General features: G+C 33.9%; 20 protein-coding genes. 15 read left to right on the forward strand and 5 right to left on the reverse strand.

Annotation, left to right across the window (positions count from 1 at the left end; translation table 11 throughout):
- Window positions 1-44: 44 nt before the first annotated feature.
- Window positions 45-1,565, reverse strand: a complete 1,521-nt coding sequence (locus tag APR43_RS12005; RefSeq protein ID WP_053472189.1) for a choice-of-anchor I family protein — start codon at window positions 1,563-1,565, stop codon at window positions 45-47.
- Window positions 1,566-1,754: 189 nt separating this feature from the next.
- Here APR43_RS12005 and APR43_RS12010 point away from each other — a divergent pair, with 189 nt between their 5' ends.
- On the forward strand, window positions 1,755-2,795 hold the full coding sequence (locus tag APR43_RS12010) for an agmatine/peptidylarginine deiminase (protein WP_053472190.1): 1,041 nt from the start codon (window positions 1,755-1,757) through the stop codon (window positions 2,793-2,795).
- Window positions 2,796-3,226: 431 nt separating this feature from the next.
- On the opposite strand, the gene fahA is transcribed toward APR43_RS12010, so the two are convergent.
- The gene (gene fahA, locus APR43_RS12020) at window positions 3,227-4,510 is read right to left on the reverse strand and encodes a fumarylacetoacetase (protein ID WP_053472192.1); all 1,284 of its coding nucleotides are present in this window, start codon (window positions 4,508-4,510) and stop codon (window positions 3,227-3,229) included.
- A gap of 109 nt (window positions 4,511-4,619) precedes the next feature.
- Here fahA and glyA point away from each other — a divergent pair, with 109 nt between their 5' ends.
- From glyA to APR43_RS12045, 5 genes are all read left to right on the forward strand, one after another.
- On the forward strand, window positions 4,620-5,894 hold the full coding sequence (glyA, locus tag APR43_RS12025; protein WP_053472193.1) for a serine hydroxymethyltransferase: 1,275 nt from the start codon (window positions 4,620-4,622) through the stop codon (window positions 5,892-5,894).
- 131 nt (window positions 5,895-6,025) lie between these two features.
- Window positions 6,026-6,619, forward strand: coding sequence for a tRNA-(ms[2]io[6]A)-hydroxylase (locus APR43_RS12030; protein WP_053472194.1), 594 nt, complete (start codon window positions 6,026-6,028; stop codon window positions 6,617-6,619).
- Window positions 6,620-6,949: 330 nt separating this feature from the next.
- Window positions 6,950-7,990: a GMP reductase gene (locus tag APR43_RS12035; RefSeq protein ID WP_053472195.1), complete on the forward strand. Its 1,041-nt coding sequence runs from the start codon at window positions 6,950-6,952 to the stop codon at window positions 7,988-7,990.
- 18 nt (window positions 7,991-8,008) lie between these two features.
- The gene (locus APR43_RS12040; protein ID WP_053472196.1) at window positions 8,009-8,506 is read left to right on the forward strand and encodes a GNAT family N-acetyltransferase; all 498 of its coding nucleotides are present in this window, start codon (window positions 8,009-8,011) and stop codon (window positions 8,504-8,506) included.
- Window positions 8,507-8,575: 69 nt separating this feature from the next.
- A complete protein-coding gene (locus tag APR43_RS12045; protein ID WP_053472197.1) occupies window positions 8,576-9,547 on the forward strand; it encodes a hypothetical protein in 972 nt (323 codons plus the stop codon).
- 70 nt (window positions 9,548-9,617) lie between these two features.
- Here the strand turns inward: APR43_RS12045 and APR43_RS12050 are convergent, their stop codons facing one another.
- Window positions 9,618-10,196, reverse strand: a complete 579-nt coding sequence (locus tag APR43_RS12050) for a pentapeptide repeat-containing protein (protein ID WP_053472198.1) — start codon at window positions 10,194-10,196, stop codon at window positions 9,618-9,620.
- Window positions 10,197-10,330: 134 nt separating this feature from the next.
- Here APR43_RS12050 and aspA point away from each other — a divergent pair, with 134 nt between their 5' ends.
- On the forward strand, window positions 10,331-11,740 hold the full coding sequence (gene aspA, locus APR43_RS12055) for an aspartate ammonia-lyase (protein WP_053472199.1): 1,410 nt from the start codon (window positions 10,331-10,333) through the stop codon (window positions 11,738-11,740).
- A gap of 80 nt (window positions 11,741-11,820) precedes the next feature.
- Here the strand turns inward: aspA and APR43_RS12060 are convergent, their stop codons facing one another.
- Entirely contained in the window at window positions 11,821-12,294 is a 474-nt protein-coding gene (locus APR43_RS12060) for a hypothetical protein (RefSeq protein ID WP_053472200.1), read from the reverse strand.
- Window positions 12,295-12,529: 235 nt separating this feature from the next.
- Between APR43_RS12060 and APR43_RS12065 the strand changes: the two genes are divergently transcribed.
- The 6 genes from APR43_RS12065 to APR43_RS12090 all read left to right on the forward strand — a co-directional run bounded on the left by APR43_RS12065 (window position 12,530) and on the right by APR43_RS12090 (window position 18,728).
- Window positions 12,530-13,804 carry a BamA/TamA family outer membrane protein gene (locus APR43_RS12065; RefSeq protein WP_053472201.1) on the forward strand — a complete coding sequence of 425 codons (1,275 nt, stop codon included), beginning with the start codon at window positions 12,530-12,532 and terminating at the stop codon, window positions 13,802-13,804.
- A 112-nt stretch (window positions 13,805-13,916) separates the two neighbouring features.
- The gene (locus APR43_RS12070) at window positions 13,917-14,537 is read left to right on the forward strand and encodes an outer membrane beta-barrel protein (protein ID WP_053472202.1); all 621 of its coding nucleotides are present in this window, start codon (window positions 13,917-13,919) and stop codon (window positions 14,535-14,537) included.
- Between the two features lie 320 nt (window positions 14,538-14,857).
- Window positions 14,858-15,532 carry a response regulator transcription factor gene (locus APR43_RS12075; RefSeq protein ID WP_053472203.1) on the forward strand — a complete coding sequence of 225 codons (675 nt, stop codon included), beginning with the start codon at window positions 14,858-14,860 and terminating at the stop codon, window positions 15,530-15,532.
- Window position 15,533: 1 nt separating this feature from the next.
- Complete coding sequence (locus APR43_RS12080) at window positions 15,534-16,937, forward strand: sensor histidine kinase (protein ID WP_053472204.1); 1,404 nt, start codon at window positions 15,534-15,536, stop codon at window positions 16,935-16,937.
- Window positions 16,938-17,014: 77 nt separating this feature from the next.
- Window positions 17,015-17,734, forward strand: coding sequence for a universal stress protein (locus APR43_RS12085; RefSeq protein ID WP_053472205.1), 720 nt, complete (start codon window positions 17,015-17,017; stop codon window positions 17,732-17,734).
- Between the two features lie 46 nt (window positions 17,735-17,780).
- The gene (locus APR43_RS12090) at window positions 17,781-18,728 is read left to right on the forward strand and encodes a bestrophin family protein (RefSeq protein WP_053472206.1); all 948 of its coding nucleotides are present in this window, start codon (window positions 17,781-17,783) and stop codon (window positions 18,726-18,728) included.
- 407 nt (window positions 18,729-19,135) lie between these two features.
- Here the strand turns inward: APR43_RS12090 and APR43_RS12095 are convergent, their stop codons facing one another.
- On the reverse strand, window positions 19,136-20,560 hold the full coding sequence (locus APR43_RS12095; protein WP_053472207.1) for a PLP-dependent aminotransferase family protein: 1,425 nt from the start codon (window positions 20,558-20,560) through the stop codon (window positions 19,136-19,138).
- Window positions 20,561-20,661: 101 nt separating this feature from the next.
- Between APR43_RS12095 and APR43_RS12100 the strand changes: the two genes are divergently transcribed.
- Window positions 20,662-21,579 (forward strand): EamA family transporter, encoded by a 918-nt coding sequence (locus APR43_RS12100; RefSeq protein ID WP_053472208.1) that lies wholly within the window; start codon window positions 20,662-20,664, stop codon window positions 21,577-21,579.
- 323 nt (window positions 21,580-21,902) lie between these two features.
- Window positions 21,903-24,161, forward strand: a complete 2,259-nt coding sequence (locus tag APR43_RS12105; RefSeq protein ID WP_053472209.1) for an acyl-CoA dehydrogenase — start codon at window positions 21,903-21,905, stop codon at window positions 24,159-24,161.
- Window positions 24,162-24,269: the final 108 nt, after the last annotated feature.

Raw genomic sequence — 24,269 nt, forward strand, 5'->3', positions numbered from 1 at the left:
GATAAAATCTAAATTTTACCCTTTTTTGAATTTTAAAATACTGGTTATTTTAAATCTGGCTGATATATTTTTATAGTTCCATCGCCTTCGCTGCTCACTACAACTAAACTTCTTTTAGTTGGACTTTTTGAAGCAGGAATAAAAAGTACACCTTCTGGAGCATCTCCTGTTTTTACAGTTTGTAAATATTGAGGAGAAGCAGGATTTGTAACATCATAAGTCATAAAAGCATCAGATCTTTCAAGACCAACAAACAAAATATTCTGATTTCCCATTTTGGCAACAACTACAGCTTCTGGTTCAGAACCTTTATCATCACTTCGTTTGTCATCGTAAGTTCCTAATTCATTTGTTTTTTTGTCAACATCATTTTTACTGTCATAAACAATTTTTCCAGTGTTTCCATTCCAGATCGAAAATGATCTTGCACCAAAACTCACCATTTCATCTAAATCTCCATCACCATCAGTATCTCCCATATCAGTAATAAGATTCAATCTTCCTAAATTAGCATCTAATTTTAAAGTAGCTGCATCAGGAAAAACCGTTGCATCAAGCTTTAAGCTTTTCATACGTTTAATATCCGTATAAGCATCATATTCTCTTGCATCACCTTCATTAGCAGTAACAAAATAAGGAACATTATTAGATGAAAAATGACTGATAGCATCCGGCATATACAATCCTTTTACTTTCCATGGGCTAAAGGCAATTTTATCGTCACTATCACTTACATCAATGGCATTTTCTGCCGTATTGTAATCTTTTAATCCTAAAGGGTAAATTGCAGTAATAGTTTTTGAAGTCAAATCTACTTTTGCAACACCATTGTTTTCCTGCAAAGTTACCCAAGCCGTTTTTGAATCATCAGAAATTGTAATGTATTCTGGTTCAATATCCTGAGCAAAGCTTTTAGCATACTTAGAAATTCTGAATCCGTCTTTAGCTAATGCCGCAGCCTGACTGCTGAAAGAAGCAAAATCAAGAGTTGTAACAGTATAATTACTAGTTTCGATAATAGAAATGGTTCCGTTTGGATCTTGAGAATAATCAGTATTTGGCTCACCTTCATTAGCAGTTATAATATATTTTCCGTCAGCAGAAAATGTAATCATATCTGGCAATGCACCAACTGTAACTTGTTTTATTAAGCTGTAATCGCTTGTATTAAAGACAACAACTTTTCCGTTTCCTTGTTTGTTTACTGTTGATTCTAAAGCAACAGCCAGTTTTCCATCATAAATAGAAACACTATTTGAAGCACCTTCATAAGCAGCTAAATCAATTTTGCCAATTTTAACCGGTTTTGTTGGATCAGCTAAATCAATAACATCAATTTGATTCGTTCCACTGTTATTTACAGTAAAAAGTCTTTTTGTTTTTTCGCAGTAGGCAGAGATTTCAGCGGCAGCAGCATCTCCAATTTTAATTGAACCAATTTCTTTAAAAGTGGCAGGATTTTCATTTACAACAACTTCTTGTTCTTCGTTGTTAGAATTTTCATCGTTATTACAGCTTGCCATTAAAAATAAAGCTGCTAATAAGGATAGAGTTACTTTTTTCATTTGTTAGTGTTTTAGTTTTTGCCAAAAGTAATTAGCCAATCCCGCTCGAATATTAAGCCTTAATTATTTAATCTTTAACTTAATTTTTGGAAGATATTCTTTGTGAAATAATACATGATTTTTATTCAGATGTTTTAAAATCCTAACGAATGCTTATCTTTGTACACTTTTAAAAATTAGAACTTTTTTATGGCAGCAAATAATAGAAGATTTCCAGCAGAGTGGGAAAAACAACAAGGAATTGTATTATGTTTTCCGCATAACGGTAACGACTGGCCGGGAAAATATGAAGCAGTTCAATGGGCTTTTGTAGAATTTATTAAAAAAGTAGCCACTTTTGAAACTGTTTTTTTGGTCGTAGCCGATGAAAAGCTAAAAGAAAAAGTAGCCGAAATGCTTGAAAGAGCTCGTGTTAATATCAAAAATGTTTCCTATATAATCCATAAAACCAACAGAAGCTGGATGCGTGATTCCGGACCGATTATTGTAAAAAATGGTTCAAAAAGAGAAGCTTTGAATTTCAACTTCAATGGCTGGGCAAAATATAAAAACTATCAATTGGATAAATTTGTTCCAGGCAAAGTTGCTGATTTTATTGATGTGCCGTTAACTCAGGTTACATATAAAGGAAAACCTGTAATCGTTGAAGGCGGTGCAATTGATGTAAACGGAAAAGGAACTTTATTGACTTCTGAAGAATGTTTAATGCATCCAACAATTCAGGTTAGAAATCAAGGTTTTACAAAAGAAGATTACGAAGCTGTTTTTAAAGAATATCTTGGAGTTACCAATGTTATCTGGCTTGGAGATGGAATAGAAGGTGATGATACACACGGACACATCGACGATTTATGCCGATTCGTTAATGAAGATACAATCGTAACTATTGTGGAAACTGATAAAAACGATTCAAATTATAAACCTTTACAAGATAATTTGAAACGTTTACAAAACGCAAAACTAGAAAACGGAAGATCTCCGGTTATTGTAGCATTACCAATGCCAAAACGTGTAGATTTTGAAGATTTAAGATTGCCAGCAAGTTATGCTAATTTCTTAATTTTGAATAATTGTGTTTTAGTGCCAACATTTAATGACAGCAACGATCGTGTTGCATTAAATATATTATCAGAATGTTTCCCTGATAGAGAAGTAATCGGAATAAGCTGTATTGATTTTATCTGGGGATTCGGGACACTGCATTGCTTAAGCCAGCAGATTCCAGCATAATTTTTTTGCTACGAAGACAAAGGCGCAATTTTTTATACGGTTGTCAGGCTGAGCGAAGACGAAGCCCCGCTAAGATTTTCGTCAAAGTATTGTATACAGATTTAATCTCGCAAAGTCGCGAAGGCGCAAAGTTTTTATAATTTATTAAATAGCCTCCAGTTTTAACTGGAGGAAAAATAAAGTCACCATTAAAGGCTTTAGCCAAACTCGTTTTTTGGCTAAAGCCTTTTTCTTGCAAAATATAAATATCTCCAGTTAAAACTGGAGGCAACTAAAAAAAACTTTGCGCCTTCGCGCCTTTGCGAGATTAAAAACATTCAGATAAGAAAATCATTTTAATCTTTTTAATTGTGGCAAAAAAAACAAAAAAAACCTTGGCGATAACCAAGGTTTTTAATTTTCTATATATCTTCAGATGATTTATCTGCTCTTCATTGTCTGATAAATGGAGGTAAAAGCTGACTCGCAACTTCTCCAAAACCAATTCGAACTTCTGCATTTTCACAGAAACCTCTAATGATTACAGTATCATTATCTTCAATGAATTTACGTTCACTTCCATCTTTTAAAGTAAGCGGATTTTTCCCGCCCCAAGTCAATTCCAGCATAGAACCAAAACTATCAGGAGTTGGTCCCGAAATAGTTCCAGATCCCATCATATCACCAGAATTTACGCGGCATCCGTTTGAAGTATGATGCGCTAGTTGCTGACTCATTGACCAGTATAAATATTTAAAATTAGATTTTGAAACCACAGTTTCTTCAGCTTCTTCTGGCTTAATTGAAACCTCTAAATGAATATCAAAAGCTTTTTTCCCTTTTGTCTGTAAATATGGAAGCGGCGATGGATCTTGTTTAGGCCCTTTTGTTCTAAAAGGCTCCAAAGCATCCATAGTAACAATCCATGGAGAAATTGATGTTGCAAAGTTTTTTGCTAAGAATGGTCCTAGAGGCACATATTCCCATTTTTGGATATCGCGCGCGCTCCAGTCATTCAATAAAACCATTCCGAAAATATAATCTTCTGCTTCATATGTTGGGATATTTTCTCCCATAATATTCACATCAGTAGTAATAAAAGCAGTTTCAAGTTCAAAATCTACTAAACGAGACGGGCCAAAAACTGGATAATCTCCGCCTGCAGGCATTGTTTGCCCCATTGGTCTGTGAACCGGAATTCCAGATGGAACAATTGTCGAACTTCTTCCGTGATATCCAACCGGAATATGCAACCAGTTTGGCAGAAGAGCATTCTCTGGATCGCGGAACATTTTACCTACGTTTGTAGCGTGTTCTTTGCTTGAATAAAAATCAGTATAATCACCAATTAATACAGGCAATTGCATCTCGACATCGTCGATATTAAAAATAACAATATCGCGGTCTTTTGTTGAATCTCTTAGCTGTGGATTGGTTTCGTCGAAAATATCAGCGATACGATTTCGCACCAAACGCCATGTTTTTTTTCCATCAGAAATAAAATCATTAAGCGTGTCCTGCATAAACATATCATCGGTTAAATCTATTCCTTCAAAATAGTTTAATTGTTGTAAAGCCCCTAAATCTATAGCGTAATCGCCAATTCTAGTTCCTACTGTAACGACATTTTCTTTGGTAAGAAATACACCGAAAGGGATATTTTGAATAGGGAAGTCGCTATTTTCAGGTACTTCTAACCATGATTTTCTTTTGGTATCGTTGGCGGTTATTGGCATGTTGAATGTTAATTATTTGTTGAAAAATTACATGTCAAATATATCATAATCTAACAGTATCACAAACGTTTTTTTGTATTTTTGCAGGAAATTAACGAAAAACGAAGAAATGCAACGCGACGAACAAATTTTTGATCTTATTCTAGAAGAAAAAGATAGACAAATTCACGGATTAGAACTAATTGCTTCAGAAAATTTTGTAAGTGATCAGGTAATGGAAGCAGCCGGGTCTGTTTTAACTAACAAATATGCTGAGGGGTATCCTGGCAAAAGATACTACGGCGGTTGCGAAGTAGTTGACGTTATCGAGCAAATTGCTATTGACAGAGCTAAAGAATTATTTGGTGCTGAATACGCAAACGTACAGCCTCACTCAGGTTCTCAGGCAAATACTGCTGTTTATCACGCATGTTTAAATCCTGGTGATACTATTTTAGGTTTCGATTTATCTCACGGTGGTCACTTAACACACGGTTCTCCTGTAAACTTTTCAGGACGTTTATACCGTCCCGTTTTTTACGGAGTAGATGCTGAAACTGGTCGTTTAGATTATGATAAAATTCAGGAAATTGCAACTAAAGAACAACCAAAATTAATCATCGCAGGAGCTTCGGCTTATTCTCGTGATATGGATTTTGCTCGTTTCAGACAAATCGCTGACAGCGTAGGAGCAATTTTATTTGCTGATATTTCTCACCCAGCTGGTCTTATTGCAAAAGGATTATTAAATGACCCAATTCCACATTGTCATATCGTTTCTACAACGACTCACAAAACATTACGCGGACCTCGTGGAGGTTTGATCTTAATGGGAAAAGATTTCGAAAACCCACAAGGATTAAAAACTCCAAAAGGAGAAATCAGAATGATGTCTTCATTATTAGACTTAGCTGTTTTTCCTGGAAACCAAGGTGGACCTTTAATGCACATTATCGCTGCTAAAGCTGTTGCTTTTGGTGAAGCATTAAAAGATGAATTCTTCTCTTATGCAATGCAATTACAAAAAAATGCAAACGCAATGGCAGATGCTTTCGTAAAAAGAGGTTACAATATTATCTCTGGTGGAACTGATAATCACATGATGCTTATCGATTTAAGAAATAAAAACATTTCTGGAAAAGAAGCTGAAAACGCATTAGTAAAAGCAGAAATTACAGTAAATAAAAACATGGTTCCATTTGACGATAAATCACCATTTATTACGTCAGGAATTCGTGTTGGAACAGCTGCAATCACAACTCGTGGTTTAGTTGAAAAAGATATGGAAACTATCGTAGCTTTAATCGATAAAGTACTTACTGATCATACAAATGAAGACGTTATCGAAGAAGTTGCTGAACAAGTAAACGAATTAATGAGCGAAAGACCGATTTTTGCTTACTAAAAAATAGTTTCAAGTTTAAAGTTTCAAGTTTAAAGTTTTATGCTGTTCAAAAGACAGTTTAAGACTTTAAACTTTTTTCGTTCCTAAAAGAACCTGAAACCTGAAACATAAAACAAAAAAAACAAAGACAAATGGGCGTATTAAGATTACAACTGCCAACCGATCCAAGATGGGTAAATATTGTTGAGAAAAACATAGAAGAAATCTTAACAGATCACGCTTGGTGCGAGCAAAAAGCAGCAACAAACGCGATTACAATTATTACCAATAACTCGGAACATCAGGATTTGGTAAAAGATTTATTGGCTTTAGCCAAAGAAGAAATAGATCATTTTGAGCAGGTTCATAATATCATTATCAAAAGAGGATTAAAACTAGGGCGCGAACGTAAAGACGAATACGTAAACGAACTGTACCAATACATGAAAAAAAGCGGCGACGGAAGCCGTGTTTCTGGTCTTGTAGAAAGATTATTATTTTCTGCAATGATCGAAGCCAGAAGCTGCGAACGTTTCAAAGTTTTATCTGAAAATATTCAGGATGAAGAATTAGCGGTTTTTTACAGAGAATTAATGGAAAGCGAAGCCGGACATTACACCACATTCATCACTTACGCAAGAAAATACGGAACCGGAATCGATGTTGAAAAACGCTGGAGAGAATGGCTGGAGTTCGAAGAATCGATTATTAAAAATTACGGGAAAAACGAAACAATTCATGGATAGTTTTTAGTGTTCAGTGTTCAGTTTTTTTAGTATTCAGATCAGTCGCAGTCACAGTTTTCAGTTTTTACGGTTGTCACGTTGAGCGAAGTCGAAACGCGTTCCAATGAGAAACCTGAAACCTGAAACCTGAAACCTGAAACCTGAAACCTGAAACCTGAAACCTGAAACAAAACCAAATTAAAAAATCCGCGTCAAATCCGCGCTTTCGCGAAAGCGAATCCGTATCATCCGTGTGCCAATTAAGCGCAAAGTTTAGCAATCTAAAATCTAAATTCTAAAATCTGCAATCTAAAAATTCCTATCTTTGAAAGTAACCCAAAATTCAAAGCCATGAGAATAGAGACCGATCTGAAATTAGGATTTAAAGACGTAATGATTCGTCCAAAAAGATCAACGCTCAAAAGCAGATCTGAAGTTTCATTAGAACGAAATTTTAAGTTTTTACACAGCACTTCAGATTGGACAGGAATTCCGATAATGGCCGCTAATATGGATACAGTCGGTACTTTTGAAATGGCTCAGGTTTTGGCAAAAGAAAAGCTTTTTACCGCTATTCATAAACATTATACTTTAGAAGAATGGAATAACTTTTTGAAAAATGTAACGCCGGATTTTTACAATTATATAGCCATAAGCACCGGAACCGGGAAAGAAGATTTTGATAAAATTGGAAAAGTCATAACAGCAAATCCGTTATTGAGATTTATTTGTATTGATGTTGCAAACGGTTATTCAGAACACTTTGTTCAGTTTTTAAAACAAACCCGAAAACAATATCCCGATAAAGTAATTATTGCCGGAAATGTAGTTACAGGCGAAATGGTCGAAGAATTACTTTTAGCTGGCGCCGATATCGTAAAAGTTGGAATTGGACCGGGTTCTGTATGCACAACGCGTGTAAAAACAGGTGTTGGTTATCCGCAGCTTTCTGCCATTATCGAATGCGCCGACGCTGCGCACGGTTTAGGCGGTCATATTATAAGTGATGGCGGCTGTTCAACTCCGGGAGATGTTGCAAAAGCTTTCGGCGCAGGTTCAGATTTTGTGATGTTAGGCGGAATGCTTGCCGGACATACCGAAAGCGGAGGAGAACTAATCGAAATAAACGGCGAAAAATTTAAACAATTCTACGGAATGAGTTCGGCAACCGCAATGGAAAAACATGTTGGAGGCGTTGCAGAATACAGAGCAAGCGAAGGAAAAACAGTAAAAGTTCCGTTTAAAGGAAATGTTATCGCTACAGTTTTAGATATTCTGGGCGGATTGCGAAGCACTTGTACGTATGTTGGTGCATCAAAATTAAAAGAACTTACGAAACGAACAACTTTCATCCGCGTAAGCGAACAAGAAAATCAGGTTTTTACAAATTAAAATATTTTAGAATATAATATGATTACCATTTCAGAAGCAGGTTTAAGTGATATCAAAACAATTCAGGAAATCACTAATATTACCTGGCCAATTACTTACGGTGAAATTTTGACTAAAGAACAGTTAGATTATATGTTAGATTTATTTTATTCTGAGGAAGCTTTAGCTAAGCAAATCGAGAATAAAGAACAATTATTTTATCTAATTTCAGATTCAGAATCTACAATTGGATTTATCGGAATTGAACATAATTATAAAAATGAAGCTCTGACTAAAATCCATAAAATCTATCTTCTGCCGGAAACACAGGGGAAAGGTTACGGGAAAATAGTTTTTGAATCAATTGAAAAATTAGCTTTAGAAAATAATTCGGCAGCACTTTTATTAAATGTGAACCGTTTTAATACCGCATTAAATTTCTATAAAAAACTAGGTTTTGAAATCAAAGAAACAGTCGATATAGAAATTGGAAATGGGTATTTAATGGAGGATTATGTGATGGGGAAAAATATTTAAAAATAGTTTTTGTCCTTTTAAAGATGTTTTTACTTTTATGTTTTTGAATAATGACAACAACAATAGCGTATGAAGCACATCACAATATTTTTTTTTATATTTTCAGTGTTCAGTTTTAACTTAAAGGGACAATCAATAAATATTCCCGATCAAATTAAAATTTCGAATATTGAAAATAAAGTAATTGTAAAGGGCACAAAAATATTAATAAATGAATCTAAAGATTATGTATATTATAATGAACTAAAAAGGTTTCAAAAAGATTCAAAAAATTATTTTCAAGTTATTGAAATTCCAAACCAAGACTATCATAAATCTGTTACCAAAATAAGTAATAAAATTGATGAGCTAGAAAAGCAAGGCGGAAGAATAAGAATAAAGAAAGAATTAAAATTAGGATTTTATGATGCTTATTTTGCTCTTGCTCCTCAAGGTAAGGATTCAGAGCAAATTATTCTTGCCTTTGGAGATACTTCTTTTTCAGTTTTAGTTATGGGAGTTTTTTCAAATGATGAAAAAGAAAGGAAGGAAATAACAGATTTAGTTTTAAGTACATATTATGATGAGAATATAAAAGTAAATATTAATGATAATTTATTTTATTATGTAGATTTAAAAAAATCAGAATTTGAATTATTAAATGTCATGAATAGTTTTGGTATATATACTATTGGTAAAGAACAATTGGTTGGTAATGGAATCTACATAAATAATTTTTTAATTGGAGTTTTACCTAATAATCTTAATGGATTTGATTTAAAAACTTACAGTGATAAATTGATATATAAATATGGAAATAATATTTATAAAGAGAAAAATGTTAAGATAAAAGTGATCTCCGAAGAAAAATATAAAGAGGGCGCAGATGAGATTATAAAAGTAGAAATGTCTGGAATTTTTGAAGGAAAAGAACTAAAAATGTATCAATATATAAAACAAACACCAAAAGGTATAATTCAATTTTTAGGAACCGACATATCAAAAAAATATACTTATTTTAATGAGTATAAAAAAATCGCTGAAAGTATAAAATTAAGGTAGGTACTATCGTCAAGTAATCTCCAATGATATATATTAATAATCAAAGCCAATTTTATATTGGCTTTTTTCTTTAACTCACAATCACATCATGCTTAAACAATAACCCTTTCAATTCTTTCAAAGCAAAAACAGCCTTTTTAAGTTTAGTTTTAGAAGGATCGATAGAATAATTATAACTCGTTTTAAAATCGGTTTTGTTGGCGATGGCTTTGTCAAATTCAGAACGGTATAAATCACAGTTGTCAAATAAAACGCCCGTTAGATCGGCGGCCATAAAATCAACCGCAATTAAGCTGCAATTGGTAAACGGAGTTCCTTTCAATTTTAAAGTATAAAACTTTGAAAAGTCCAGAATACAATCATTAAAACGAACTTCAAAAATCAGTTTATCGCACATGGCGAAATTCACTTCTTTAATTTCACATCCATTAAAAGTAACGGTTCTAAAAGCAACATAATTAATCTTTGCTTCGGTAAAAATGCAGTCGTTAAAAACACAATCTATAAAAGTAACCGCTAAAAAAGTACAGGCAGAAAAATTACAATTATTAAAAACGCAGCATTCGAAATCTTTAAAGTTAAGATCGTCTTTGGCATAAATAACCGTATTATATTCTTTATCAAGAAAATATTCGCTTTCTTTTTTCAAGTTTATTTTAAATTTTTGAGGCTGAAAAGGTACTAATTTAAGCCAAAATATTAAGTAAAAGTTGTGAACAAAATTTAGAATTTGATGTAGCTTTACGCTTATTTTTTAAGTTAAAAAACATCAATTTTAATTATATGGAATCAACAAGAAAGGAGCATGATTTTTTAGGTGAATTAGAAATTCCGAATCATCTGTACTACGGAATCCAAACTTTTAGAGCGGTAGAAAACTTCAATATTACCGGTATTCCCATTTCAAAAGAACCTTTGTTTATCAAAGCTTTAGGTTATGTGAAAAAAGCCGCAGCTCTTGCCAATAAAGACTGTAATGCGATCGATCCAAAAATTGCTGAAGCCATTTGCTACGGAAGTGATCAGGTTATTGCCGGAAAATTTAATGACGAATTTGTAAGCGATTTAATTCAGGGCGGCGCGGGAACTTCTGTAAACATGAATGCCAATGAAGTAATTGCGAATATTGGTCTTGAATATCTGGGACACAAAAAAGGCGAATACAACTTTCTGCACCCAAATAATCATGTAAACTGTTCACAATCTACAAACGATGCTTATCCATCGGCATTTAGAATTGCGTTATATTTAAAAATGGACAGCTTTATTAAAACACTTTCGGGCTTAGAAGTTGCTTTTGCCAAAAAAGGAGAGGAGTTCAAAGAAGTTTTAAAAATGGGAAGAACACAATTACAAGACGCTGTTCCAATGACTTTAGGACAAGAATTTAAAGCCTATGCAACAACAATTGGCGAAGATATTCAACGTTTAAAAAATGCTCAGGAATTATTGCTGGAAATCAATATGGGCGCAACCGCCATTGGAACAAAAGTAAACGCTCCGGAAGGTTATCCTGAAATTTGTGTGGCTTATTTAGCCAAAGAAGTTGGAATTCCGTTGACACTTTCACCAGATTTAATCGAAGCAACAGTTGATACCGGAGCGTATGTTCAGATTATGGGAACTTTAAAACGTTCTGCCGTTAAGATTTCTAAAATCTGCAACGACTTACGATTGTTGAGTTCAGGACCAAGAACAGGTTTAAACGAAATCAATTTACCCGCACGTCAGCCAGGTTCATCAATTATGCCGGGGAAAGTAAACCCAGTAATTCCAGAAGTCGTAAACCAGACTTGTTTTTATGTAATTGGTCAGGATTTAACGGTTACAATGGCGGCAGAAGCAGGACAATTACAATTGAATGTAATGGAACCTGTAATTGCTTTTGCGATGTTTACCTCTTTAGATTATCTTTCAAATGCCATTCAAACTTTAATTGACAAATGTATTAAAGGAATCACGGCAAATGTGGATCACTGTTATAATATGGTCATGAACAGTATAGGAATTGTGACGCAGTTAAACCCAATTATTGGTTATGAAGAAAGCGCGAGTATTGCGGGCGAAGCTTTAAAAACAGACAAAAGCGTACATCAAATTGCCGTTTTAGAAAGAAAGCTGATTACACAGGAAAAGTGGGATGAAATCTATTCTTTACAAAATTTAATCCATCCAAAATTTATCACAAAGTAAAATTACTATAAAAATTATAATAACAAGCCTTCAATATTATTGACGGCTTATTTAAAAAAAACTTTAAATTTCTCGACTATTTATTGATTCATTTTCAGGCTTACTGCGATTAAATATAAAGCCAAACAAATTACGTTTACTCCAAAAACTTTAAGATATTTATATTTTGGTGAAGTATTTTGTCTGAAGAAATTATAATTAATAATAGTTGCGGTGCTCCCCACAATAATGCCAATTCCTCCAACACTAAAAAAGGAAATAAAAGACAGTGCACCAATTATATATTCATACCATTTTAATTGCGCTGCCATAACACATCTTTTTCCGTCTATGCTTAAAACCTGCGCAGAGATATCCGGAATGTTCATTTTAGGAAAAGCTTCTACAATTTCGTCATTCACCCTTTTTATTAAAAAAGGTTTTCCTCTTTCTTTACTTTGCTCTACAATAACTCCATTTTGTTTTAAGGTTGATTTTCCTGAGAAAATATTATTTTCAAATTCAAAATGATCAGTTGGAAAATTGGGAAGTTTAAATTCAAAAGTATTTTTCATTATGGTATCTATTTTATTTGTAAGTGTTTTTAAAAGAAAGGTTTAAGTTTCTTAAAACATTTTGCAAAATTAATTTCAACCGTAAAGTAGTTTTGATTGTAAAAGTTTAAAAAATTGCAGAATAAGATTTTATTGAAAGATATATTCTGAATGTTTTGTTCTGTAAAATATTGAAAATAAGAGTTATATTTACAAGAGGTTTGATTTTTTAAATAGAAATTAAAATTTTTGCCGAATGAAATTCTTAAGAAAAATAAGTTTTCAGCATAAAATTAAAATCGCAGTTCTGCTTTTTGTATTTCCTTTATTTCTAACAGCTCAAACGGAAACAGATTCTCAAAAAAAAGAAATATGTCCACCCAAAACTATTTTAGAAATCTTTAAAAAACCCGATTCTACTTTAGTTGTAAAGCCCACAAAAAACAATTTTTTCCTAGTAATTCCCGCAATTGGTTCACAGCCCGCAACAGGATTCTTTTTTGGCGCCGTTGCGCAGTATACTTTCAAAGGAAAACAAGAATCAGATAAATATTCAGTCGCTAATTTGGGTATAACCTATACCGTAAAAAAGCAATGGCTTATAAATGTTAAAAACAATATTCTGCTAAAAAATAACCGAATCTTTTTAAGCGGCGATTACAGGCTTTACATATTTTCGCAACCAAACTATGGACTCGGAACAGATATAATTCCACCGCATCGGGATCAGGAACCTGGTTTTAGTATCGATTCTTTGGCACAGGAAATGGATTATAATTATTTCAAATTTCATCAAACCGCTTCTTTCGAAGTAAAAAAGAATTTTTACGTAGGCGCAGGAATCAATATCGATTGGTACACCAATATAAAAGACAAAGAATTAGATGTTGAAAACGGAAATCTAACCTATCATTATAATTACAATCAGGAACACGGTTTTGATAATTTAGAATATTTTCTAACCGGAGTAAGTTTTAATATGGTTTACGATTCTAGAGATAATCAGGTGAATTCTTCCAGAGGCTGGTTTGCAAATATTAATTATCGTTTTAATCCCGTATTTTTTGATAATCAAAAATACAGCAATGTTTTGTATGCCGAATATCGAAATTTTATTCCGCTTTCGCAGAAAAATCCGCGTTATATTCTCGGAATCTGGGCTTACGGACAATTTGTTACAAGAGGCGATGTTCCGTATTTAAATCTGCCCGCAATTGGCTGGGATCAGCGCAGCAGGAGTGGAGAAGGTTACACACAAGGATTATTTAGAGGAAATGGTTTAGTCTATCTTTCAACAGAATTTCGGTTTCCCATAACCTGTAATCAAATGTTTAGCGGAGTAGCTTTTACCAATTTTGTAACCGCTAGTAATAAAGACAATGATGTATCACTTTTTCATGCAATCCAGCCAACGGTTGGTGTTGGCCTTAGAATATTAATAGACAAAAAAACACGTACCAATTTGATTGTCGATAATGCGTGGGGAAATAATTCGAAGGGATTTTACTTAAATGCTGGAGAAACTTTTTAATAGCTTTATTTGTTAAGTGTTTGATTGTGTGAAATTTATATTTAAAAATGTAAGAAATTACAATAAAAAATATTAAATTTGGCTAACCATTTAACTTTCAAACACATAATTTATGAAACAGTACAGTTTATTATTAGCTGTATTCCTGTCGGCGATAGGAATGCAGGCTCAGGATGCAAGGTCTTTTTCGCTTAATTTGTATGGCGGTTATAATTTTTCAGATGAGCTGGATTACGACGGTTATTCTGCAACAATTGAAGATGGATTTCAATATGGAGCAGGATTTGAATATTTCTTTTCGACAAATAACTCAGTTGAGTTAAAGTATTTAAGATCAGATGTGAAAATACCTTTTTATGGCCCTTTAGGAAATCAGGTTAATGCCGGAAACGATAAAGGTGCCTTCAATTTTATTCTCGCAGATTTCACCCATTATTTTGATACAGGATCAAATTTATTGCCTTATTTAGGTGCAGGAGCTGGAGTTAGTATTTTAGAAACACCTCAGGGAGGAAGCGGAACTTATTTTGCCTGGGATGTAAAGGGAGGTGTAAAAATTAAAACAGCTTCAACCGTTTCTGTAAATATTAACGCTTATTTACAATCGATGTCGGCAGCAGTTGGTGAGAGTTATTATTGGACATATTGGTATGGTCCGGTTGCAGTTGATGATTATATTTCGACTTTTCAATTTGGACTTGGAGCAGTATTGAGTTTTAATTTTAAAAATTAGAAAGAATAATATTTAACACATAGAAACGTAGATTTATGTATTAATTGAATAAAGATTAAAATAAATGATATATCATTTACACATAGCTATGTTTGTTAATGCAAGTGAAACGCCTTTGATCAATAACAAAATCTATGTTTCTATGTGTTTAATTAATTAAGTTCAACGTGTATAAATTTATAAGTAAGAATTAGCAGCTAGATAAAGCTGCTTTTTTTATGCTTTTTAAAGCCGTTGTTCATAATTAAATCATAATTTACAACTATTATGAATAATATTTTTGAAGTCAATCCTTATTTTTGTTGTATATACAAATTAATATGAAGTTACTAATAGTCGAAGACGAACCAAATCTTTTATCGATTTTACGGAAAGGATTTGCCGAAAATAACAACGAAGTAAGTGTGGCTATGGACGGTAAAACTGCCCTCGAAATGATCTACAATTATAACTTTGATGTTGTCGTTTTAGACGTTATGTTACCGGATATTAACGGAATCGAGATTTGCCGCAGACTTCGTGCCAGTAAAAATTTTGTTCCTATTTTACTTTTAACCGCTCTGGGAACTTCAGAAAACATTGTAACCGGACTTAATTCGGGTGCCGATGATTATTTGGTAAAACCTTTTAAATTTGGAGAACTCGATGCAAGAGTAAATGCTTTAAATCGAAGGGCGCATCAGGAAACAGATAAAATTGACGTGATTACGATTGGCGATTTAGAAATAAACGGACGTGCCAAAACAGTGAAAAGAGAAGGAGAATCGATAATTTTAACCGCGAAAGAGTTTAAATTACTGTATTATCTGGGAAAAAATGCCGGAAGAATCGTTTCCCGCGATCAGATTTTAGATAACGTTTGGGATATTAATTTTGATATGAACACCAATGTTGTCGATGTGTATATTACGTATTTAAGAAAAAAAGTAGATAAACCTTTTAAAACCAAACTTATTCATACCATGAAAGGTTTAGGTTATGTTATAAAGCCATAGAATGGATATCAGAAAAAAAATTACTTTTACTTATGTAGCACTTTCTACCTTTAGTACATTGCTATTGAGTATAATAGTATTTGTTTTATTTAGAGAAAATAACCGTTACCATTTTTTGAAAAGGTTAGAAGACCGTGCCAAAATTGTAGCATCAATACACTTTCAGCACGATCCTGAAAAAAGCAAATACTATAGTAATTTAAAGAAAAACGGACTGGAAGAACTTATTGAAGAAGAAGAATATGTTCTTAAAATAAACAGCGCCAATAGTTTTGATTACAACACAAATCTAAACCTTCCAAATAAGTTTTATTCTAATATTCTGTCAACAGGAAAAGATTATTTTGAAGTTAACAGCAAATATTATCTCGGACAGGTTTTTACTGAAAGTCATCAAAAATATATTGTAATTGTAGGCGCGCGTGACCGACGCGGAAAAACTACGTCTATATATATTATAAAAATATTACTTTTTGGAGGGATAGGTTTTATACTTCTCGCATTCTTTTTAGGTCGTTTTCTGGCAAAACGAGTCATAAATCCTGTTGCAAGAATCACCAAAGAAGTAAACAGAATCAGTGCATCAAATCTTCATAACCGACTTCCGGAAGTGAAAAACTCTGATGAAATTTCAGATTTGACAGAAACGTTTAACGATATGTTAGACAGGCTTGAAACTTCATTTGAAATTCAGGCCAACTTCATTAATAATGCTTCACACGAATTAAAAACGCCAATTACAACCATAATTGCCGAATCTGAAATTATGCTGCTAAAAGAGCGTGAAGTTTCAGAATATGTTGAATCATTGCAAAACATTTACAGTCAGGCTTCAAGATTAGGAAACCTGACCGAGAGTTTATTAAAGTTGACACAAACGGGTTACGACGGAAACAAACAAGTTTTAGATATTGCCAGAATTGATGAATTGTTGTTAGACGTAAAATCAGATTTAGATAAAATTTATCCTGATAATCGTGTCAGCATTAAAATGAATTTTGCCCCAAAAGATTCTAATCTGCTTTTAATTCCGTGTAATAAACCGCTTTTAGAATTAGCGATCAATAATATTATTACCAATGGCGTAAAGTATTCTGATAATAATGAAGTATTTGTAACGCTTTCTGCCAATCAGGATGCGATAAAAATTTCGATTAACGATATCGGAATCGGTATTCCGCCAGAAGATATTCCACATTTGTACGAACCTTTCTTTAGAGGGAAAATTGCAGCCAAATATATTGGCTACGGTTTAGGATTGCCTCTGGCTTCCAAAATCATTCGTATGCACGATGGCGAAATACAAGTGCAGTCAGAGCAAAACAAAGGAACAATCGTAACGATAATCTTCAAAAAGATAAATCCTAAAAAGACCAACATTAAAAAATCTAATGTTGAATCTTAGAAAATTCTAATTTTAGATTAAGACCCTTCTAATTTTCAGCCCCTTATTTTGTATGTATAAACTAAAAGATTATACATATGAAAAATTTCCTAATACCTACTACTTTAAAAGATGATACAATTTCTGCTGTAAAATCAGCTATTAGTCAGGCAAAAGAATCAGACTGTGAAATTGTTCTAATGATGGTTTCTGATACTCCAGATGCTTTTTCATCCTCTAATTTTTTACGTGAAATGAGAACCGGACTTACCAAAAGTCAGGAAGAAGTTCTCGAAACCTGCAGATATATGATTGATCATACTAAAAACTGCAAAATTAAAATTCACAATCAATACGGACTTTCGTCTCCAATTTTTAGAGGAATTATTGAACACTTTGCTGTAAAATTAGTCGTTTTAACGCATTCTTATAAACAGGAAACAAAACGTATTCATCAATATTTAGTACAATTAGCGGCCAATCAAAAATGCCCGATTCTGCATTTAGGAAACGATTTTAAAGAAGATTTTACAAAAGCGCTTTATATAGAAAACAGCGCTGCAAATGTTCATGTAAAAGATGTACAGCAGTTTTTAAATGAAAATTTCTCTTATGAAATTGTAAGCCAGACTTCAAGAGTTGATGATAATTACGACGCAGCAGCGCCTTATTTAACCGAAGCCATTTCAAAATACGAAATTGACCTTTTGGTAGAAACCCGTAAAGGCGAAAAAATCAAATTTAAAAAAGTAAAAAAACAAAACATTAATGAAAAACTGGGACTTCCGGTACTTTCATTATATGAAGAAACCGTATAAAACCCGATTCTTCTAAACAAATATTAATTTAATTAAAACCGAAAATATGTTATTAAAGAAAAGAATACCAATGAAGTACGTTCTCGGGAAAATTAAAGTAGAAATGGCTTTAGTGATTACTTATACTGTATTGTTCGAAATTTTTCATCACTATTTTGTCACCCTTCCTGTAGATATTCCAATTGCGATTCCAACCATGATTGGAACCATTATTTCCTTATTATTAGCCTTTAAATCGAATCAGGCCTACGATCGCTGGTGGGAAGCACGAATTGTTTGGGGAGCCGTTGTAAACGATTCCAGAACCTTAATTCGTCAGGTTTTGACATTTTATAAAGACCCCGATTTTTCTGTAGAAGCAAGCGAATTCAAAGAGAATTTTGCCAAAAGACAAATTGCATGGTGTTATAGTTTAGGGCAGGCACTTCGAAATAAAGATGCCGTAAAACCTTTAAAAGGTTTAATGAGCGAAGATGAAATTAGATACATCAAGAACCATCAAAACGTTCCTAATGCTATTTTAATGCTTCATGCACGTGATCTTAAGAATGCTAAAAACGAGAAAAAAATCAACATGTACCAACAAGTTGAAATCGATAATACATTATCGAGATTATGCGATGAAATGGGTAAATGCGAGAGAATCAAGAACACGATTTTCCCAACAACCTACAGTATGTACATTAGATTAACCTTGTGTTTATTTATTTTGTTACTGCCTTTTGGGCTGACAAGTGTATTGAGCTGGTTTGCGATTCCGTTGATTACTGCAATTGCAGCAGCTTTCTTTTTGATCGAAAGAATGGCGATTCATTTGCAGGATCCGTTTGAAAACAGACCAACCGATACGCCGGTTACCACAATTGCAAACACTATTGAAAAAAATATCAAGCAAATGCTGAACGAATATCAAAGCGAATTTGATATTCTGAAAGAATTCCACTTAGACGACGAACCTAAGAAAGTCGAAAAAGACGCTTATTTTGTGTTATAAGACTTTAATTTTGGTCTTCTTTAATTGTTGGCTGGACAGTGTATTGGTTAGCGCTGTCCAGCTTTTTTTATTGAAGTTGCTGAGAGGCTAAGTTGCTAAGGTTCTGAGTTTTTGTCATTGCGAGGAACGAAGCAATCTCACTAATAAATTGACAAAAATATAAACGCAAACATTTTAAACATAGCCAGCGGTTTCAACCGCTGGAACGCAATGTAATCACAATGTAATGTCATACTCCGCGTCCCGTGGTTGAAACCACGGGCTATATTAATTGAAGATGCTATTCTAAGTTTTTTTATTTTTAAAAACACACAGTTTTGTCATTGCGAGGAACTAAGCAACCGCACTAACAGTAAGACACAAAGTTTGATTTAGCAAGTGAGATTGCTTCGTTCCTCGCAATGACCTTACAACTGTTTCGCTGCCAATCTCCCCAAAGTTCGAATAGATTCCCGCAATTCATTACTCCACGGAAGCCCAAAACTCAAACGCATACAATTCGAAAACTGATTTTGAAAAGAGAAAATCCTTCCGGGCGCGATACTGATATTATGTTTCATAGCCAGATGATAAAACGCAGCAGTATCAATTTTTTTATCTAATTCAACCCAAAGGAAAAAGCCGCCCTGAGGCTGGCTCACTTTTGTTCCTGCGGGAAAAGATTCTAAAACTGTATTGATATAATTATTACAATTGCGATTCAGTATCTGGCGGATTTTTCTAAGATGATTTTCATAGCGTCCGTTTTTCAGGAAATCACCCACAACTTCATGTGTAATTGTAGGAGAGGAGAGCGTGTGGTAAATTTTATTACGAAGGATTTCTTTTTTAAATTTCCCAGGTGAAACCCAGCCGGCGCGATAACCCGGTGCCAGTGTTTTAGAAACAGAACTGCAGCAAAGTACAATACCGCTTTCGTCGTAAGTCTTGCAATTTGTCGGGCGGCTTGCGCCAAAGTACAAATCGCCGTGAATATCATCTTCAATTAATGGAATGTTGTAAAACTCCATCAATTTTACCACTTCTTTTTTGTGTTCAGCAGGCATCATGCTTCCAGAAGGATTACTAAAATTACTCATCAATAAACAAAGTGTAACTTTTTTAGTCGCAAGAGCTTTTTTCAGCGCTTCTAATTCTATGCCCGTTGTCATATTGGTAGGCAATTCCATAATATATAAACCCAAAGATTTAGCCAATTGCAGAATTCCAAAATAAGCAGGACTTTCGGTAATAATAGTATCTCCTGGTTTTGTCAACGTCATTAAACAATGCGATATGGCGCTTGTACAGCCCGGCATCGTTATAATATCCCGCTCTGTTAAAGAACCGCCCCAGCTAAAAGACCAGCGTGCAATTTCTTTTCTTAAATTCAAATTACCTTGTACTTCTTCATAGCTTGTTCCGCTGTTTGGCAGCTGGCGCATCGCCTGAACCATTCCTTTGTTTAATTTTGCAATAGGAAGAAGCTCATTTGATGGAAAACCCAGCGACAGCATCGTAATATTTTTATCGGTCATATTACCGTAAACCTGATCGATTAAATCTTCCCGATCTATGTTTTCGCATTTTAATATGGGACTGCTGGCAGAAGGTTCCGGAATTGTTCTGGCCGAGATATTACTCACATAATAACCCGACTGAGGGCGCGATTCGATTAAAGACCTGCTTTCGACTTCATAATACGCTTTGCTTACCGTACTCATGCTGTAACCCGTTTCGGCACAAACTTCCCGGATCGAAGGCAGTTTGTCTCCAACATTTAAAAGCCCTGATTTTATCTGCTTTTCAATAACGTCTGCAAACTGCAGATACAAGTAATTTGAACTCTTCATAAAAATAAACTGTTATGCTGCAATTTACAAAAACTGTATCTGTATTGCTATTTTATTTTTTAGAAATTTGTTTCATAGAAAATTAAACAAACTAAAATTTCGTGAAAACAACAAAATACTACATAGCGGCCATTACTTGTTTTGTAATCTGGGGATTTTTTAGTTTGGTTTTAAAACCAATACATGATTATGCCTCATTGGATATATTATTCTATCGTGTTTTCAGCTGCAGCATTTTAATGCTCCTGATTTCTTTTACATTTAGACGAAAAAAGGTTAAAGAAGCCATAGCAGTTTTTAAAGCAATGCCAAAAGCTGAAAAGAGAAAATCGGCTTTATTAAATATTGGCGGAAGCGTTTTTCTAATGGCCAATTGGTTTACCTTTATTTATGTAATGAATCATGTCAGCGTAAAAGCCACATCTTTGGCATATTTAGTCTGTCCAATTTTAACCACATTATTGGCGTATTTTATTTTGCACGAAAAACTAAGTAAAACACAATGGATTGCAGTTGGATTAAGTATTTCAGGCTGTATTCTTTTGTCTTATGCCAATATAATGGATATGTTTTTCAGCATCATAATTGGCTTTACTTATGCCGCATATTTAGTAAGTCAGCGCGTTAACAAAGGTTTTGATAAATTTATAGTCCTAACATTTCATATTACTTTGGCTGCTTTATTTTTAGTGCCTTTTTTCCCAGCCTACAGCGGACCAATTCCAACAGAATTTAGCTTTTATTTCTGTATCGAAACTATCGCCATTTTGTTTACCATTTTCCCATTGTTTCTTAATTTATATGCACTTTCAGGAATAAATTCTTCAACCGTTGGGATGCTTTTAAACATCAATCCGATGATTGCTTTTTTACTGGCCATGTTTTTTTATAAAGAACCATTTGGCATTATACAAATTATAGCATACGGTATTATTTTTATTGCTGTGTTAGTTTTTAATTCACATCATATTTTTGCCATAAAACAGAAATATATCCTGTCGTCTAAAGATTCTCAGTAATGTATCTCTCATATTTTATTGGTTAAAAAATGTAAAATTACGAGAATCTTAACAGGGTTTTAAAACAGGAATGAGTATTTTTCATTCCTGTTTTTTTATGCAGTAAATTGAAATATAGGCCACAGATTATACGGATTAAAGGGATTATTTTCTTTACGTGGAAAGTCGGCCACGAATTACACGAATTTTCACGAATTCAAACTGATTTAAAGAATCAGTATAAAAAAATAAATTCGTGAAAATTCGTGTAATTCGTGGCGAAAAAAAATCCTTTTAATCTGTATAATCTGTGGCAAAAAAAATAAAAACCGAATCTCTATTATATGAAACCAGCAAAACTTCAAGCTTTTACTCCGTTGTTTTATTTAGTGTGGTCTGATGATCTTTTGACTCAAAAGGAATTTACCACATTAAAAGAATTTATAAAATCCCAAAAAGCCCTTTCAGCCGAAGAACAAGAATATCTTTTATCTAAAGTTGATATTTCAAATCCGCCTTCGCGAAATGAACTCGCACAATGGAAACTGGATATTGAAAAAAGCATTCAGGATAAATCTTCCATAAAATCCATTTTTGATATTGCTGTGGCACTTTCAGATAAAGATTTGGATATTTCTTCATTAGAATCAGACTTTATAAAACTCGAAAATGACCTTGGAATTTTAGGCGAAGAAGCACTCCAAAACTTCAAAACAAAAGCCGATTCTTTTACCGCAAATTCGCAGACAACGAGCAATTTTGACATCCAAAAAATAACGGAATTTCTGGATGGAAAAGAAGCTCACATCATAAAAAAAGTAAAATCAGTGATTTCAAGACCTGAATTTGCTTACGAAACTTCGACAGATATTAATGTTTTTCGTCAAACGGTTTACAATTGGTGTAAAATTTTAGCCGATGAAAACTTAGGAAATATGGCTTATCCGAAGGAATATGGCGGAGGAGGAAACGTAGAAGATTATTTTGCAATTATGGAAACGCTAAGTTATCACGATTTAAGTTTAGTGATAAAATTTGGCGTTCAGTTTGGGCTTTGGGGAATGAGCGTACAGTCTCTCGGAACCGAAAAACATTATGCAAAATATCTAAAAGATATTGGTTCCTTAAAACTTCCGGGTTGTTTTGCCATGACAGAAACACATCACGGATCGAACGTAAAAGGTTTAGAAACTACGGCTACATATAATCATAACGATCAGACTTTTACGATTCATACGCCAAATAAAAATGCTCAAAAAGAATATATCGGAAACGCCGCAGTCCACGGACAAATGGCAACTGTTTTTGCGAAACTAATTATCGACGATCACGATTATGGCGTAAACGCTTTTGTAGTTCCGCTAAGAGATACAAACGGAAATACTCTAAAAGGCGTTACAATTGGTGACTGCGGACATAAAATGGGATTAAATGGAGTAGACAACGGAACAATTAGTTTTGATAATGTTGTGATTCCGAAAGAAAATATGCTGGATCGTTTTGCTTCGGTAAACGATAAAGGCGAATTTGAAAGTCCGATTCCGAGTGATAATAGAAGATTTTTTACCATGCTAGGAACTTTGGTAGGAGGAAGAATCGGAATTCCGCGTTCGGCTTTGGCTGCAGCCAAATCTGGGTTGACAATTGCCATTCGCTACAGCGACCAACGCCGACAATTTGGTCCTGAAGGCGGATCAGAAGTTCCAATTTTGAATTACAGAATGCACCAACGCAGATTGTTACCGCATTTGGCTAAAACTTATGCCGTTCATTTTGCGCTTCAATATCTGACTAAAAGATTTTTGAACAGAACAGAAAGCGAAATGCAGGAAATCGAAGCGCTTGCAGCCGGAATGAAATCGTACTCAACCTGGAGTACAAGAGATATTTTGCAGGAATGTAGAGAAGCCTGTGGCGGAAAAGGATATTTATCTGAAAACCGAATTGACGCTTTAAAAAATGACACCGAAATTTACACGACTTTTGAAGGTGATAATACCGTTTTAATGCAATTAGTGGCTAAAAACCGTTTATCTGAATTCAGAAAATCTTTTGGTGAAATGGGTTCTTTGGGAATTATCAATTATGTATATGAAAATGCCAAAACAGCCATTACAGAGAAAAATCCAATCGCAACCAGAAGATCAGATGATGAACATTTACTGGATGGAGAATTTCATTTACAGGCATTTGTGCACAGAGAAAAAACAATTCTGGCTTCGGCAGCGAGACGTATCAAGAAATTAGTAGATGGCGGTTTAGAAGCTTATGATGCTTTTAATGTAGTTCAGCATCAGATGATTGATGTTGCACAAGCTTATTTGGAACGTATTGTTTTAGAACAATTTCAGGAAGCCATCAAAGCAATTGAAGACCAAAATTCAAAACAAATATTGACAAAATTATATCAGTTATATGCGCTTTCGCAGATAGAAAAAAACAAAGCCTGGTATCTTGAAGATGGTTATATGGAAGCGGTAAAAACCAAAGCGGTTCGTAAACTGGTTAATCAGCTTTGCTGGGATATTCGTCCAGATGCTGTGGCGTTAGTAAATGCTTTTGATATTCCGGAGAGTTGTTTGGCGGCGCCAATTGTGGTGTAGTTTTTTTTAAACCATATAAGTGATATAAGTTTATAAGTTTTTAGAGGAACTTTGTCAAAGTTTTAAACTTTGACAAAGTTTGTTTTTCTTTTGATAAGGTTTAACGCA

Source organism: Flavobacterium sp. NLM (assembly GCF_002210235.1).
In the GTDB taxonomy this organism is placed as follows: Bacteria; Bacteroidota; Bacteroidia; order Flavobacteriales; family Flavobacteriaceae; genus Flavobacterium; species Flavobacterium panici.